The organism is Ruegeria sp. BC5 (assembly GCF_056539205.1).
On the sequence record NZ_JBQFUN010000005.1, the window covers coordinates 35,858 to 51,334 of the forward strand.

Sequence of the window (15,477 nt, forward strand, 5' to 3'; positions counted from 1 at the left end):
TGTCTTTTGTGCCCACCGTGGTACCCGCCATGTTAGCGTTCGGGGTCGTCTTAGGGATACTAGGCTTTGCGCTTATTGTTTTTGTCTACCCTGGCCTGTTGGTGGGATACATCCGGTATGGAATCCAATTTCGACAAGAGCGTGAAGAACTTGAGCAGATCAAGAAAGTACAGGTAGCGGTCAAACAGACAGAAGCGCGAAGCAAAGGTCGATAGGCCGCCGCGCTATCGCCAGACCGCCCGCACAGGCTGGCGATTTGTCCCCGCAGGCACTCAATTTGAACGATGCACGGGCTTGGCCAAGAAAAAATATCCACTACAACCGGTTGATCGCCATCCCGCGGTCTGGCAACAGCGCGGCTTGTCACAATCTCCCACGGGGTTGTGACGTGACAGCGGGCGCAGGCTCGCTAGGGTTCGACGGATGATTTACCGACTGCTCTGCCTCTTCCTGCTGACCGCCACCCAAGCCGCTGCCGTGGATACCTGTCACGGCGATACCGCCTGTCAGGTCGGCGACCGTTCGTATCATGTGTTGGAGCCGGATGGGTGGGATGGCGAAACGCCTCTGCCCGTTTTGCTGCATTTCCATGGCTGGGCGCGGCAGGGGACCGTGGTGGTGAACCATGAACGCATAGCCGGGGCCACGAAGCTGCGCGGCGTGCTTCTGGTGGCGCCGAACGGATTGGGCAAAAGCTGGGATTTCTGGACATCGGACACCGGCGACGTGCCCTTTGCCGATGGGGTGCTTGAGGACGTGGCCAAACGCTATCCCATTGACCCGGAGCGCATCTATGTCTCGGGTTATTCCTTTGGTGGTGCGATGGCGTGGCGCTATGTCTGCCAGTCGGGCAATGACACGGCGGCGCTATTAGCCGTTGCGGGCAGCATCCGCCAGACTGAGGAGTGCCCGCAGGCCCCGCGCGAGGTGCGTCATGTGCATGGCCTTAGCGATACGGTGATGGATTTCCCCTATGGCTCGGATGGCGACACCACCTATCCGGTGACGCTGTGGCGGCAGAAATACGGCTGCCACGACGCGACCCCGCGTGGAGATTGGAGCGTAGTGCCGATCCTGACGCTCAGCCGCATGGAGTGGACCGATTGCGCGCAGGGGCAGGTGGTGTTGGACACGCATCCGGGCGGGCATTTCATCCCCCACGGCTGGATCGGACGGCAGTTGGATGAATTGTTGGGCCGCGCCCCGAGTTATCCCTGAACCGTTTGACATCGCCGTGCGTCCCCCTTCCAGTTAGGCGAAACGATCTGACACGGGATTCCTTGCCGCATGAAACTGCTCTTGCCCTTCGCCCTGATCCTTGCCGCCGCACCCGCCTTTGCGCGTGACATCTATCCGCCGGTTGACGTGCTGCTGCAGACCGAAACTTCGGTCATCGGCGAGGCGCTGGAATATCCCGACGGCACCCCGCAGATCACCATGGCCATCGTCACCATGCAGCCCGGTCAGAAAACCGGCCTGCACCGTCATGACGCTCCGCTGGCGGCCTATATTCTCGAAGGTGAGATCACCGTCGATTACGGCGACGCGGGCAGCCGGACCTATAAGGAAGGTGATGCGCTGGTTGAGGCGTTCCGGTCGCCCCATGCGGGTGAGAATACCGGCGACGGGATCGCGCGGATTTTGGTGGTGTTTGCTGGATCGGACAGCGTTGCCAACACAGTGACCGCGGAGTAGGCGCGGCGGTTCTACGCGCCCTCTTTCCCCTCTGCGCATTATCCGGTAAACGCGGTCTGACCCGAGATTTACTGGCGGAAACCGACCGATGAAATTCACTCTTTCCTGGTTGAAAGACCACCTCGACACCAACGCTTCGGTGGATGAGATTGCTGAGGCGCTGACTGATCTGGGCCTTGAGGTCGAAGAGATCGTGAACCCGGCGGACCGGCTGAAGGACTTTACGCTGGGCTATGTGAAACACGCCGAGAAACACCCCGACGCCGACAAGCTGCGCGTCTGTAAGGTGGACACCGATGAGGGTGAATTGCAGATCATCTGCGGTGCCCCCAACGCGCGTGAAGGGATCACCGTCGTGGTTTGCAAACCAGGCATGTATATCCCCGGTCTGGACCTGACCATCAACGTCGGCAAGATCCGCGGCGTCGAAAGCTATGGCATGATGGCATCCGAGCGTGAGTTGGAGCTGTCGGATGAGCATGACGGCATCATCGAGCTGCCTTCGGGCAAGGTCGGTGACAAATTCATCGACTGGCTGGCTGAGAATGAGCCGTCGAAGGTTGATCCGATGATCGAGATCGCGATCACCCCGAACCGCCCCGATGCGCTGGGCGTCGAAGGGATTGCCCGCGATCTGGCCGCGCGTGGCATTGGTAAGTTGAAACAGCGTGACTACACTCCGGTGCCGGGTGATTTCGAAAGCCCAATCAAGGTGACGATTGATGAGGATACGCTGGACGGCGCGCCCCATTTCACCGGACGTCTGATCAAGGGCGTTAAGAACGGACCCAGCCCGCAATGGCTGCAGGATCAGTTGAAGGCCATCGGTCTGCGTCCGATTTCGGCTTTGGTAGACATCACCAACTATATGACCTTTGACCACAATCGCCCGCTGCACGTCTTCGATGCGGACAAGGTGCATGGCAATCTGCGGGTACATCGCGCCAAGGGTGGTGAGAAGCTGGTTGCGCTGGACGAGAAAGAATACACTCTGCAGCCTGGCATGATGGTGATTTCCGACGACAAAGGCCCGGAATCCATTGCCGGTATCATGGGCGGTGAGGAAACCGGCTGTACCGAAGAAACAGTGAATGTCTTCCTGGAAAGCGCGTTCTGGGATCACGTGCAGATCGCCCTGACGGGGCGGGCTTTGAAAATCAATTCGGATGCGCGCTATCGGTTCGAACGTGGGGTAGACCCGGAATACACGCTGGAAGGGTTGGAGCAGGCAACGCAGATGATTTTGGATATCTGCGGTGGCGAAGTGTCCAAGGTCGTGGAAGCGGGCAAAGCGCCGGATCATTCGCGCGCCTTTAAACTGGATGCCGAGCGGGTGCAGTCTCTGGTCGGAATGGAAATCCCCGAAAGCGAACAACGCCAGACCCTGACTCGTCTGGGTTTCCGCCTTGAGGGCGAGATGGCGCATGTCCCCAGCTGGCGCCCAGATATCATGGGTGAGGCCGATCTGGTGGAAGAGGTCGCGCGGATTGCATCCCTGACCAAGCTGCAGGGCAAACCGCTGCCGCGTATCACCGATGGCATCCCGAAACCGGTGATGACCCCGACACAACGCCGTCAATCGATGGCGCGCCGCACCTGTGCAGCGCTGGGGTACAATGAGTGTGTTTCCTACACTTTCATCGATCAGGCCTCGGCGGCCTTGTTTGGTGGTGGGGACGAAGCGACGCAGTTGGAAAACCCGATCTCGACCGAGATGAGCCACATGCGCCCCGATCTGCTGCCCGGTCTGCTGCAGGCCGCCGCCCGCAATCAGGCGCGTGGCTACGCGGATGTGGCGTTGTTCGAGGTCGGTCCGGTGTTCCATGATGGCGAACCGGGAGATCAAAAAACGCAGATCACCGGTCTGCTGGTTGGTCGTAATGGTCCCAAGGACGTCCATGGGGCCTCGCGCCCGGTCGACGTATTCGATGCCAAAGCGGATGCCGAGGCGGTGCTGGCCGCCATTGGCGCACCCGCCAAGGTGCAGATCCTGCGTGACGGCGATGCCTGGTGGCATCCGGGGCGTCACGGCAAAATCTGTCTGGGCCCGAAAAAGGTGCTGGGCGTCTTTGGCGAGTTGCACCCTCGTGTGTTGCAAGCGCTGGATATCAAAGGCCCGGCGATGGCCTTTACGATCTGGCCGGACGAGGTGCCTCTGCCCCGTAAATCCGGCGCCACCCGTGCTGCGCTGGAACTGCGTGACCTGCAAGCGGTTGAACGCGACTTTGCCTTTGTCGTTGACGAGGGGGTCGAGGCGCTGACGCTGGTCAACGCCGCAGCCGGTGCTGACAAGGCGCTGATCGAGGATGTGCGTGTCTTTGATGAATTCATCGGTGGCAGTCTGGGCGAGGGTAAAAAATCGCTGGCCATCACCGTGCGCCTGCAACCAACCGACGCGACGCTGAAGGAAAAAGACATCGAAGCGGTGGCCGAGAAGATCATCGCCAAGGTCACCAAGGCCACAGGCGGTGTGTTGCGCGGATAGGGGCCTTGCCATAAGACTTCAAAAAAAACGCGCTTCCGGGCGCGTTTTTCGTTTCACCTACGGGAATTAGGGCGTGTTTGGGATAAGTGTTTCTGGTTTTTCTTGATTGGGCTTCCCGCAAATGCGCCTTAAGTAGGTTCCAAATCAATACCGGAGGTCGACATGGGCTTGAACGTATACCTATCAGGGGAAATTCACACCGATTGGCGTGAGCAAATTATCGACGGCGCACAGGGGCTGGACATCACATTCATCAGCCCCGTGACCGACCATGATGCCAGCGACGATTGCGGTGTGGCTATTTTGGGTGAAGAGCCGAACAAATACTGGCACGACCACAAGGGCGCGATGGTCAACGCGATCCGGACGCGCAAAGGGATCGCGGATGCAGATGTGGTGGTCGTCCGGTTTGGTGAGAAATACAAACAGTGGAACGCTGCCTTTGATGCAGGTTATGCGGCAGCGCTGGGCAAGTCGCTGATCGTCCTACACGGCCCCGATCATCAGCATGCGCTGAAAGAGGTGGACGCCGCAGCCCTAGCCGTGGCCGAACAACCCTCGCAAGTGGTTGAGGTTCTGCGCTATGTGCTGACTGGCACGCTGCCGGGCTGAATTGACCCATTAAAATTGGGCTTGCGGCTTAATGTGGCCGCAAGCCCGATCACGTCCGAGGGACTGTGAGGTCAGTCCCGCGGTGGCGTTACAAGACCTTTCTGAACGGCAGGGCGTTCCAGAAAACGGTCCAAATAAGCTGTTACATTTGTGTGGTCGTCCCATCCGACCAGTTCTCTGGCACCATAGAAATCTAGTCCGCGCAGCCAGGGCGCGATGGCTATGTCGGCAATCGAATAATCTCCGGCGACCCAGTCCTGCCCTTCAAGCTGCTGGTTCAACACGTTCAGCAGCCGTTTGGCCTCGTTCACATATCGCTCGCGAGGGCGGGGGTCTTCGATCTCGCTGCCAGCGAATTTGTGGAAAAAGCCAAGCTGGCCGAACATTGGACCAATGCCGCCCATCTGGAACATCAGCCATTGAGTGATCTGGTGCTTGTCTGCCTGGGTCTGACCAATAAACTTGCCCGATTTTTCGGCCAGATACAGCAGGATGGCACCGCTTTCGAACAAACCAATGGGCTTTCCGTCCGGGCCGTCCGGGTCGATGATTGCGGGGATCTTGTTGTTGGGGTTCAGCGACAGGAACTCGGGGCTTTTGACATCCGCGTCCGACAGGGTGACCTTGTGTGCCTCATACGGCAGGCCGGTTTCTTCCAGCATGATCGAGGCTTTGACTCCATTGGGCGTAGGGAAGGAATACAGCTGAATCCGGTCCGGGAACTGTGCGGGCCAGCGATTCATGATCGGGTGTGGTTTGGTGTCCAGCATTGGGGGGCTCCTGAGTGGATACCCCCAGAACGTAGGGCGCGAGGGGCCATCTTGTAAGCCCCCGAAGCTGTGCGCGACCGGTCAGCGCGTGTTTGCTGGCGAACAACGGGGAAATCCGGTGGAACTAGCACCTAGACCAAAGTGTGTTTTTGCCTCAGACTTTGGCAATTCCCGCGCGAAAGCCGCGGGTTTCTTGTTGTTGAAAGGAGATGGCCGTGGATGAGGTCGTAACACAGGTGGGCGCGTTTGCGCCGCTGATCATGAACGCGGTCAAGGCGCTGATCGTTCTGATCCTTGGCTGGATCGTGGCTGGGGCCGTGGGCGGCCTGGTGCGCCGCCGGATCAACTCGACTCCGCAGATTGATCCGACGTTGGGCAACTTCTCAGCCAGCCTGGTGAAATGGGTCATCCTCGCGATGGTTCTGGTGGCCGTTCTGGGGATCTTCGGGATCGAAGCCACAAGTATCGTTGCCATTCTGGGTGCCGCGTCGCTGGCCATTGGTCTGGCGCTACAAGGGACGCTCAGCGATCTGGCGGCCGGCGTCATGCTGGTGGTGTTCCGCCCCTACAAGCTGGGTCAATATGTGGATATTGGCGGCACGGCCGGGACAGTGAAAGACCTGAACCTGTTCACCACCGAACTGGTGACGCCGGACAATGTGCAGATCATTGTCCCCAACGGGCAATCCTGGGGGTCGATCATCACCAACTATTCGGCGCATGACACAAGGCGTGTCGATCTGGTGTTTGGTATCGACTATGGCGACAACGCGGACGAAGCGATGAAGATCATTCTGGATGTCGCCAAAGCGGACGAGCGTATTCACAGCGATCCCGAACCTTGGGTGCGCGTGACAAACCTGGGCGACAGCTCGGTCGATCTGACGGCCCGCCTGTGGTGCGCAGCGGCGGATTATTGGGACGTGAAGTTCGAAATCACCAAAGCGGTGAAAGAGGCGTTCGACGCAAAAGGCGTGTCGATCCCGTATCCGCATTCGGTTGAGATTCACAAAGAGGGGTGAACGCTCCCGTCCGGTGATCGGGCCTTGAAATGCCCTCCTCCGGTTGGGCCCGGCGCCGCGCTGATCGCGCGGCGTTTTTTGTACCGCGCGCGGGTCGTTGTCCTTAGCGCGGCAGCAAAAAAAGGCGCCCTCATCCGAGGGCGCCTTTCGATTTCTGTATATCAGCCTTAGGCGTTGACGATGTCCTTGGGCGATACAACGTCCAGACCCAGTGCAACACCAACCGCGTCATAGGTCAGTTTTCCGGCATGCACGTTCAGACCAGCCAACAGGTGCGGGTCATCCTGGCAAGCCTTTTTCCAGCCTTTGTCGGCCAGCGACAGCATGAACGGCATGGTCGCGTTGCCCAATGCGATGGTCGAGGTGCGCGCAACGGCACCCGGCATGTTGGCAACGCAATAGTGCATGATGCCGTCGACTTCGTAGATCGGGTCAGCATGGGTTGTTGCTTTGGAGGTTTCAAAGCAGCCACCCTGGTCGATCGCAACGTCAACCAGAACCGCGCCGGGCTTCATGGTCGAAAGCTGTTCGCGTGTCACCAGTTTAGGAGCAGCCGCGCCGGGGATCAGAACGGCACCGATAACCATGTCGGCATCCTGGATCAGTTCGGCGGTGGCACCAGCGGTCGAGTACTGGTTCTTGAAGGTTCCGCCATACACGTCATCGAGGTAACGCAGACGCGGAAGCGAGCGGTCCAGGATGGTAACATCTGCGCCCATGCCAGCCGCAATCTTCGCGGCATGCGTGCCAACAACGCCGCCACCGATCACAACGACCTTGGCCGGTCCAACGCCGGGAACGCCGCCCATCAGAACGCCACGACCGCCATTTGCCTTTTGCAGGGTCCACGAGCCAACCTGCGGCGCCAGACGACCGGCAACTTCGGACATCGGGGCCAGCAGCGGCAAACCACCGCCAGGTGCGGTGACGGTTTCGTATGCAATCGCGGTGCAGCCCGATGCCAGCAGGTCGTGGGTCTGATCTGGATCGGGTGCCAGGTGCAGGTAAGTGAACAGCAACTGACCTTCACGCAGCATCTTGCGCTCGACCGCCTGAGGTTCCTTGACCTTGACGATCATGTCGGCAGTGGCGAACACCTCTTCTGCGGTGTCCAGGATCTGGGCGCCCGCAGCGATGTAGGACTCGTTGTCAAAGCCCGAACCGATCCCGGCACCGGTTTCGATTACAACTTCGTGGCCGCGCGCGACGGCTTCTTGTGCCGCGTTGGGCGTCATTCCGACGCGGAATTCCTGTGGTTTGATTTCCTTGGGGCAACCGATCTTCATTTTTCGCTCCTCCATTCATAAACTGCCTAAATAATGGGCGATCCAGAGCGCAATTTCTGTGAAACTCTGCCTGCAAAATTGCTTTTTTTCAGGAGAATCTTCGTTATATAGTCGGAAACTCGCAAAGGATTTGCGCAAATGAGCTTGGATGCGACGGATAAAAAGATTCTGGCAGCCCTTCAGCGGGATGGCCGTATGTCAAATGCGGAACTGTCCGAGCAGGTGAATCTGTCGCCTTCGGCCTGTCACCGGCTAGAGGCTGAAGGCTATATCCGCAAATACGTGGCGCTGCTGGATGCACGCAAGATGAATGTGCCCACGACGGTGTTTGTCGAGATCACGCTGCAAGGGCAAGCCGAAGAGCTTCTGAATGCGTTCGAAAAATCCGTGGCGCGCATTCCTGATGTGCTTGAATGCCATCTCATGGCCGGCACGGCGGACTATATTTTGAAGGTTGTCGCCGAGAACACCGAGGATTTTGCCCGTATTCACCGCCAGTATTTGTCACGGCTGCCGGGGGTGGCGCAGATGCAAAGTTCCTTCGCGCTGCGCACGGTGTTCAAGACCACTGCTCTGCCGGTGTGACGTTCAGCCCGGGCCGGGATAGGTGAACAGGGCCAGGTGCAAGGCGTTAAAGCCAAAATGCATCAGAACCGGCACCCAAAGCCGCCCGGTTGCGTAATACCCCAATCCGCAGGCGGCCCCGAGGATCGAGGCGAAGACGACCAGTGCCGGGCCACCGCCCGCATGGGCCAGACCGAACAGCAGGCTGGCAGCTGCGATCCCGAGCGCCACGCCGATTTTCGACGTCAGGACCGATTGCAGATAGCCACGGAAAAAAGCCTCTTCAGTCAGGCAGGTCAGGAATAGGTTTGAAAACGCAAAAATCAGCCACCATGCGGGCAGGACTATCTCGGGCCGCACCGCACCCAGGGAAAGACCCAACGCAAACAGGGCGGGCAGTGCCGCCAACCCGATCAACAAAGGCCCGGTTCTGACCAGCCGCGCGCCATGGATCATGCCTGGCCAAGCCAGCAGAACGGCAAACAAGACCATTGGTTTGTCCAGATTGAGATACATTGTGAACGCAGCGCTGCCCGGGCCTGCCTGTACCTGATTCAGAACCAATAGATTGTGAAACCCGGGGATCAGATGCGCCCCCAGAGCCAGACACCACAGGATCAACACCAGATGCCCGAAAACGGCGGGCACACCGGTCAGACGGCGCAACCCTACAGCACCCAGCAAGCCCGCTGCCGTGATTGCCAAGGCCAGCGGGGTTAGCAGGCCAAGCACTGTTGCTGAACCTAGGAACGCTGCCAACAGGGCCAGACCCAGCCCTTGTCGACCTGATACCATGCCTATTTGTGCGGCAATCAATATGAACCAGGGCCAGATCGCAGGCAGTAGGGAAATGAAATGCGCCACATTCACCTCAGGGGGGTTGAAGGGCACTTGTGCCGACGGAATGAACCCTCTGGCAAGTAGGTTTGGGGCGGATTTATGCCAACCTGTTGGTAATGCGGCAAATCTGCCGCTTGTATCCCTGGGCGTGTAGGTTCAGATTTAGAAAAGGACCAAACCTCTTTTCGCATCGCCTTGACCTTGCTGCCATAAGCGGTTTCGCTTGGGGAAGGGCTTTATCAATTATTCTGATGACATCAGGCGGTTACACGCGCGTTGTATGGTCCGGACCCGATAGACGATAAGGATAAGACCTTGGCTTACGAACATAACGATGCCCCAAAAGATTGGCTGGAAGCCGAGTTGGAAGACACGCTGGACGAAGATTTCGAGATCGAGTTCAGCGAACCCATGCTCTCGATGGAAGTCCGCAAGATCTATAAGGACCAGCATCCCGACATGCTGGATCGCAAAGTCTATTTCCGCAATCTGCTGCGCTTGCAGGCCGAATTGATTAAGGTTCAGGACTGGGTACAGCATACCGGAGCCAAAGTGTGCATCCTGTTCGAAGGGCGTGACAGCGCCGGCAAGGGCGGCGTGATCAAGCGGATCACCCAGCGGCTGAACCCGCGGGTCGCCCGCGTGGTCGCCTTGCCAGCGCCCAGCCGCCGGGAGCAAAGCCAATGGTATTTCCAGCGCTATGTACCGCATCTGCCCGCGGCCGGCGAAATCGTGTTGTTCGACCGATCCTGGTACAACCGCGCTGGGGTGGAACGGGTGATGGGGTTTGCGTCCGAGGATCAGGTCGAACAGTTCTTTCAGGACGTTCCCGAATTCGAACGGATGCTGGTGCGGTCGGGGATCATTTTGCTGAAATACTGGTTCTCAATCACTGATGAAGAACAGCAGTTGCGGTTCCTCATGCGCATTCACGACCCGATGAAACAGTGGAAACTGTCGCCGATGGATCTGGAATCCCGCATCCGCTGGGAGGCCTATACCAAGGCCAAAGAAGACATGTTGTTCCGCACCAACATTCCCGAGGCGCCCTGGTATATCGTCGAAGGCAATGACAAGAAACGCGAGCGCCTGAACTGTATCGAGCATCTTCTGACCAAGATTCCCTATACGGATGTTCCACAGGAAAAGGTCGAATTACCGGATCGAAGATACAACCCGGAATATGAACGGCGCGTCCTGCCGGATGAGCTGCACGTTCCCAAAATCTATTGATCAAAAGAAAACGCCCCCAAAACCGGGGGCGTCATTAATTTGGAAAACCTGGGGTCTCAGAACACGAAATGTTCGTTTGCCAGGTCTGCGATCTGAGTATTTTGCAGAGTCAGAGTATTCCCAGCGTTGTCGTCGATGATCACATCATTGCCGGATTGCGAAATGTGGTTGTTCATCAGGTCGTTATACCCGGTGATCGCACTATTCAGGCTGAGGTCGATGAAGTCTTCAGAGGTGAAATCCGTGACGGTGTCCGGCCCGATGGTGAATACGAATGTGTCCGCCCCGTTGCCGCCGGTCATTGTGTCAATGCCGCGGGCACCGATCAGAGTATCGTCGTCGTCGCCTCCGATCAGGGTGTCGCGGCCACGGCCACCCCTAAGCACGTCGTTGCCAGAGCCGCCCTGCAACCTGTCGGCACCCATGCCCGATTGCAGCCAGTCATTGCCGGTCGCACCCATCAACAAATCGACGCCTTGGCCACCCAGAAGGACGTCATTGCCGCCATGACCGCTCAGCGTGTCATCGCCGGTGCCGCCGGTCAGCGTATCGCGGCCGAAGCCGCCGTCAAGAATGTCATCTCCTTCGCCGCCGTTCAGCGCGCCGGCCTGACCGGCTTTCAGAATGAACCAATTGTCTGAGGCGTCGCCCACAGTGCCTGCGTCCACGGCCTGTTGGCCGGGTAGGGTAGGTGTGCCGCCGCCAGAGCCGCCACCCGACCCGCCGGTGTCCAACTGCACCGGTGCCGAGGTCGTGGCGAAGTTCTGGGTCACGATCACGGCATCCCAACCGTTGAAATTGCCTTCTTCAATCCCGATCCCGATATATTCGAAATCGGGGTTCAGTATGTTGGCCCGGTGACCGGGGCTGTTCATCAGGCTTTGGTGAAGCTGTACCACATCATCGCTGGCACCATTGGGCCCGCGTTCGGATTGCCAGGCGATGTTTTCACCCGATCTCCAACTGCCGGTGAAATCGAAACCGGCATCTCTCATCCGCTGGGTCGCGCTCGAGCCGCCCTGACCGGTGTGGCTGAAGATATCTGTCTGCAGCATCCATTCGCTGTGATCTTCGGCCGAGTCGTTCAGCTGAAGCTCAAGCTTGAGGGGTTGCAGCCCCCGACTTGTGCGTTCGTCATTGATCAATGCAAGCATCTGCCGTTCTAGATTGCTGGCCGTTGACATGATTCTGCCTCCAATTGAATTGAGTTATTTTGGCGAGACATTAATGGCGAGAATTTGACGGGATACAGACACAATCTGGACACCCCGACCCGTTCGGCGATTTGCCACCGCCTGATTCGCGTTGTTTGTGCGAAAAACTGCGCAAGTGCGCTGTGAAAGCGGTGTGAGGCACCGTTTCAGTGCATCACACGCTGCATCGGACCTTAGACAAAGTCCATCATGCATCCACTGTCGGCCGGTATCAGGATAAAGAAGTCATCCGATGCGTCCGTCTCCATGACCGGGGCATCGTCATTCGCCGCCGGAGTGTCGTCGCACATATCCAGGGTCAGCATGAAATCGTCCTCGGTGGTGTCCGCATCGGTCACCATCGGGTCGTCATTCATTCTGAAATCGTCGACCAGCGCCAACAGGTCGTTCACGAAATCCTCGATTGCCGCCAGGAATTCTTCCACGTCGAAGCAAACGCCTGCAGTCGTATCGGTGACATCCGGTTCAGGTGTTTCCGGGTCTTCGGTCTCGGTGACGTCAGTGTCCGGTGTTTCTTCGCCCGGTTCGTCGGTCTCGGTGACATCGGTGTCTGGCGTTTCCTCAACCGGGTCGTCGGTCTCGGTGACGTCGGTGTCAGGCGTTTCTTCGACTGGGTCCTCGGTCTCGGTGACATCGGTGTCAGGCGTTTCCTCAACCGGGTCTTCGGTCTCGGTGACATCGGTGTCAGGCGTTTCTTCGACTGGGTCGTCGGTCTCGGTGACGTCGGTGTCAGGCGTTTCTTCGACTGGGTCGTCGGTCTCGGTGACGTCGGTGTCAGGCGTTTCCTCAACCGGGTCGTCGGTCTCGGTGACATCGGTGTCCGGTGTTTCTTCGACCGGGTCCTCGGTTTCGGTGACGTCGGTGTCAGGCGTTTCTTCGACCGGGTCTTCTGTGACAGGGTCGTCCGGCATTGCCACGTCGTCCGTGGGCGGCGTTGGTGCCGCACCGTTGTCCAGCACCACTGCAGCGTCGGTAGTGGCAAAGTTCTGGGTCACCATGACGGCATCCCACCCATTGTAGTCGCCTTCTTCAATCCCAATTCCGATAAATTCGTAGTCAGGGTTCAGGATGTTGGCGCGGTGGCCGGGGCTGTTCATCAGGCTCTGGTGCAGTTGCTCGACATCGTCGCTGATGCCTGCGGCACCGCGTTCCGATTGCCAGGCGATGTTTTCACCTGACCGCCAGCTGCCGGTAAAGTCGAACCCGGCATCTTCCATGCGCTCGGTCGCGCTAGAACCGCCCGAACCGGTGTGGCTGAATATATCGGCGTTCAGCATCCAGGTGCTGTGATCTTCAGCCGATGCGTTCAGGCGGGTTTCCAGTTGCAGCGGGGATAGCCCGCGGGATGTGCGCTCATCATTGATTAACGCCAGCATTTCTTGCTCGAATGTACTTGCAGTCGACATAGTAGCCTCCGTTTTGAATGGTCGTCTGAGTAGACGAGGCCAGTTACAGGGGGCGTCGAACGGACGGACAGAGCGGTTTAGATTTCAGGCGAATTTCAGCAGGGGCGTGCTACCGATACGGGATTCGCTGCGCTGCAAAATGCCGGGCAAAATGTTGCTTGGCCCGATTTAGCAGCTTGTCGCCTAAGGCTGAGGCGGACTCGGCGGAATGCAACCGGTGATAGAAACGACAAACCCCCGGGCGATGCCTCGGGGGTCGTCAAATAGTGTCATCCAAAGCTGGACGAGCGAGGTGCTTAGAGCAAACCTTCGCGCTGTGCTTTCTTACGTGCCAGTTTACGGGCACGACGGATCGCTTCAGCCTTCTCGCGCGCTTTTTTCTCGGACGGTTTCTCGAAATGTTGCTTCAGCTTCATTTCACGGAACACGCCTTCGCGCTGCAGCTTTTTCTTCAGGGCACGAAGCGCCTGATCGACGTTATTGTCGCGAACACTAACCTGCATGTGGTTGTCACCACCTTTCTAGATAGAGTTGCAAGGAAATTGCAGGAGTTGGCCGTATAGCAAAGCCGGTCTATCTTGTCTAGTACTGGCCCCGAGAACCGGAGAACCGCCATGACCGTTACCTATGAAGATGCAAAACAACAGCTTTTGGATGCGATGCTGACCCACGTGCCCTTTGACGGTTGGTCTGAAACTAGCTTTCGCGCCGCGATCATTGATTGCGATCTGGATGACGGTTTGGCGCGCGCGATCTGCCCCCGAGGCGCGGTTGATCTGGCGCTGGCTTTTCATGCGCGCGGGGATGCGGTCATGGTAGAGCGTCTGAAATCCACCGACCTGAGCGAGCTGAAATTCCGCGAGCGCGTGGCCGCTGCCGTTCGGTTCCGGCTTGAGGCTGTGCCTGACAAGGAATTGGTGCGCCGGGGCATGACGCTGTTTTCGCTGCCGACCCATGCGGCGGATGGGGCCAAGGCGCTGTGGCAGACCTGCGATCTGATCTGGGACACGCTGGGCGATACCTCGGACGACGTGAACTGGTACACCAAGCGCGCGACCTTGTCTGGGGTCTATTCTTCGACCCTGTTGTTCTGGTTGGGGGATGATTCGCCGGACCACCAGAAAACGTGGGAGTTTCTGGACCGTCGCATCGACAATGTCATGCAATTCGAAAAGCTCAAGGCGCAGGTGAATGGTAATCCGCTGTTCAAACCGTTTCTGGCGGTGCCGAACTGGTTTGCCAGTCAGGTGAAACCGCCCGTGAAAATGCGGGTCGACCTGCCCGGGATGCTGAATCCGCGCAAGTAAGCATCTGGGCCTTCTAGAAATTGCCTGCTAGGCATTGGGCAAAGGAGATTTGCCCATGACCGAGACAATGCGCGCCGTTGAGATCACCAAACCCGGCGGACCGGAGGTTTTGCAACTGACCGACCGTCCCGTACCGGAACCCCAAGCCGGTCAGGTGATCCTCAAAGTGGCATATGCCGGGGTAAACCGCCCGGACGCGTTGCAGCGCGCTGGGGCTTATGATCCCCCGCCGGGTGCCAGCGATTTGCCAGGCCTGGAGGCGTCGGGCGAGGTCGTGGCGATCGGTGCGGGTGTCGATGGCCTGTCGGTTGGTGACAAGGTCTGTGCGTTGTTGCCCGGCGGTGGCTATGCCGAATATGTCGCCACGCCCGCTGCACATTGCCTACCGGTTCCCACAGGTATGGAAATGAAAGAGGCCGCCTGCCTGCCCGAGACCTTCTTTACCGTCTGGTCCAACGTCTTCATGCGCGGTGGGTTGAAAGCGGGTGAGCGTTTTTTGGTCCATGGCGGCTCCAGCGGTATTGGCACGACGGCCATCCAACTGGCCAATGCGCTTGGCGCACGGGTCTTTGCAACCGCCGGGTCGGCCGATAAATGCGAGGCTTGCGTCAAACTGGGGGCCGAAAAGGCGATCAATTACCGCGATGAGGATTTCGTGGGTGTCCTGCGCGCCGAAGGTGGGGCGAACCTGATCCTCGACATGGTTGGGGGCGATTATATCCCGCGCAACGTCAAGACCCTGGCTGAAGACGGGCGCTTGGTGCAGATCGCCTTTTTGCAGGGCCCGAAGGTCGAACTGAACTTCGCCCTGATGATGGTCAAACGGTTGACCCTGACCGGCAGCACCCTACGCCCACAAAGTGATCTGGCCAAGGCAAAGATTGCGCAGGATCTGCGCGAGGCGGTCTGGCCATTGCTGGACGCCGGAAGGGTGGCGCCCGTGATGGACAGCGAGTTCGCGCTGGCCGATGCCGCCGCTGCACATGCGCGTATGGAAAGTTCAAATCACATCGGCAAGATCGTTTTGAACGTCGCCGGATAAG

Annotated in this window: 15 protein-coding genes; 9 read left to right on the top strand and 6 right to left on the bottom strand. The window is 58.5% G+C overall.

Annotated elements, in window-relative coordinates; genetic code table 11:
• Nucleotides 1–423 precede the first annotated feature (423 nt).
• The 4 genes from ACR0LY_RS13025 to ACR0LY_RS13040 all read left to right on the top strand — a co-directional run bounded on the left by ACR0LY_RS13025 (nucleotide 424) and on the right by ACR0LY_RS13040 (nucleotide 4,792).
• A complete protein-coding gene (locus ACR0LY_RS13025; protein WP_170350729.1) occupies nucleotides 424–1,218 on the top strand; it encodes a CE1 family esterase in 795 nt (264 codons plus the stop codon).
• Between the two features lie 69 nt (nucleotides 1,219–1,287).
• Complete coding sequence (locus ACR0LY_RS13030) at nucleotides 1,288–1,695, top strand: cupin domain-containing protein (protein WP_170350728.1); 408 nt, start codon at nucleotides 1,288–1,290, stop codon at nucleotides 1,693–1,695.
• 88 nt (nucleotides 1,696–1,783) lie between these two features.
• Nucleotides 1,784–4,180: a phenylalanine--tRNA ligase subunit beta gene (pheT, locus tag ACR0LY_RS13035; protein WP_170350727.1), complete on the top strand. Its 2,397-nt coding sequence runs from the start codon at nucleotides 1,784–1,786 to the stop codon at nucleotides 4,178–4,180.
• A gap of 162 nt (nucleotides 4,181–4,342) precedes the next feature.
• Nucleotides 4,343–4,792, top strand: coding sequence for a YtoQ family protein (locus ACR0LY_RS13040; RefSeq protein WP_170350726.1), 450 nt, complete (start codon nucleotides 4,343–4,345; stop codon nucleotides 4,790–4,792).
• Nucleotides 4,793–4,863: 71 nt separating this feature from the next.
• Here ACR0LY_RS13040 and ACR0LY_RS13045 read toward each other — a convergent pair whose 3' ends face one another.
• Nucleotides 4,864–5,562, bottom strand: a complete 699-nt coding sequence (locus tag ACR0LY_RS13045; RefSeq protein ID WP_170350725.1) for a glutathione S-transferase family protein — start codon at nucleotides 5,560–5,562, stop codon at nucleotides 4,864–4,866.
• A 209-nt stretch (nucleotides 5,563–5,771) separates the two neighbouring features.
• Between ACR0LY_RS13045 and ACR0LY_RS13050 the strand changes: the two genes are divergently transcribed.
• On the top strand, nucleotides 5,772–6,584 hold the full coding sequence (locus ACR0LY_RS13050) for a mechanosensitive ion channel family protein (RefSeq protein ID WP_174818896.1): 813 nt from the start codon (nucleotides 5,772–5,774) through the stop codon (nucleotides 6,582–6,584).
• 167 nt (nucleotides 6,585–6,751) lie between these two features.
• On the opposite strand, the gene ald is transcribed toward ACR0LY_RS13050, so the two are convergent.
• Nucleotides 6,752–7,870 (bottom strand): alanine dehydrogenase, encoded by a 1,119-nt coding sequence (ald, locus tag ACR0LY_RS13055; protein ID WP_170350723.1) that lies wholly within the window; start codon nucleotides 7,868–7,870, stop codon nucleotides 6,752–6,754.
• Between the two features lie 138 nt (nucleotides 7,871–8,008).
• Between ald and ACR0LY_RS13060 the strand changes: the two genes are divergently transcribed.
• Nucleotides 8,009–8,455, top strand: a complete 447-nt coding sequence (locus tag ACR0LY_RS13060) for an Lrp/AsnC family transcriptional regulator (RefSeq protein ID WP_480641006.1) — start codon at nucleotides 8,009–8,011, stop codon at nucleotides 8,453–8,455.
• 3 nt (nucleotides 8,456–8,458) lie between these two features.
• On the opposite strand, the gene ACR0LY_RS13065 is transcribed toward ACR0LY_RS13060, so the two are convergent.
• Nucleotides 8,459–9,325: a CPBP family intramembrane glutamic endopeptidase gene (locus ACR0LY_RS13065; RefSeq protein ID WP_480641007.1), complete on the bottom strand. Its 867-nt coding sequence runs from the start codon at nucleotides 9,323–9,325 to the stop codon at nucleotides 8,459–8,461.
• Nucleotides 9,326–9,589: 264 nt separating this feature from the next.
• Here ACR0LY_RS13065 and ppk2 point away from each other — a divergent pair, with 264 nt between their 5' ends.
• Nucleotides 9,590–10,507 carry a polyphosphate kinase 2 gene (gene ppk2 / locus ACR0LY_RS13070; RefSeq protein WP_170350719.1) on the top strand — a complete coding sequence of 306 codons (918 nt, stop codon included), beginning with the start codon at nucleotides 9,590–9,592 and terminating at the stop codon, nucleotides 10,505–10,507.
• Between the two features lie 56 nt (nucleotides 10,508–10,563).
• Here ppk2 and ACR0LY_RS13075 read toward each other — a convergent pair whose 3' ends face one another.
• The 3 genes from ACR0LY_RS13075 to rpsU form a co-directional block, all read right to left on the bottom strand.
• The gene (locus ACR0LY_RS13075; RefSeq protein WP_170350717.1) at nucleotides 10,564–11,691 is read right to left on the bottom strand and encodes a CAP domain-containing protein; all 1,128 of its coding nucleotides are present in this window, start codon (nucleotides 11,689–11,691) and stop codon (nucleotides 10,564–10,566) included.
• 203 nt (nucleotides 11,692–11,894) lie between these two features.
• On the bottom strand, nucleotides 11,895–13,127 hold the full coding sequence (locus ACR0LY_RS13080) for a CAP domain-containing protein (protein ID WP_170350716.1): 1,233 nt from the start codon (nucleotides 13,125–13,127) through the stop codon (nucleotides 11,895–11,897).
• 296 nt (nucleotides 13,128–13,423) lie between these two features.
• Complete coding sequence (gene rpsU, locus ACR0LY_RS13085) at nucleotides 13,424–13,630, bottom strand: 30S ribosomal protein S21 (protein WP_005614280.1); 207 nt, start codon at nucleotides 13,628–13,630, stop codon at nucleotides 13,424–13,426.
• Nucleotides 13,631–13,741: 111 nt separating this feature from the next.
• On the opposite strand from rpsU, the gene ACR0LY_RS13090 reads away from it, so the two are divergent.
• Both ACR0LY_RS13090 and ACR0LY_RS13095 read left to right on the top strand, forming a co-directional pair.
• Complete coding sequence (locus tag ACR0LY_RS13090; RefSeq protein ID WP_170350715.1) at nucleotides 13,742–14,434, top strand: COQ9 family protein; 693 nt, start codon at nucleotides 13,742–13,744, stop codon at nucleotides 14,432–14,434.
• A gap of 55 nt (nucleotides 14,435–14,489) precedes the next feature.
• The gene (locus tag ACR0LY_RS13095; protein WP_170350714.1) at nucleotides 14,490–15,476 is read left to right on the top strand and encodes an NAD(P)H-quinone oxidoreductase; all 987 of its coding nucleotides are present in this window, start codon (nucleotides 14,490–14,492) and stop codon (nucleotides 15,474–15,476) included.
• The last annotated feature ends 1 nt before the right edge of the window (nucleotide 15,477 follow it).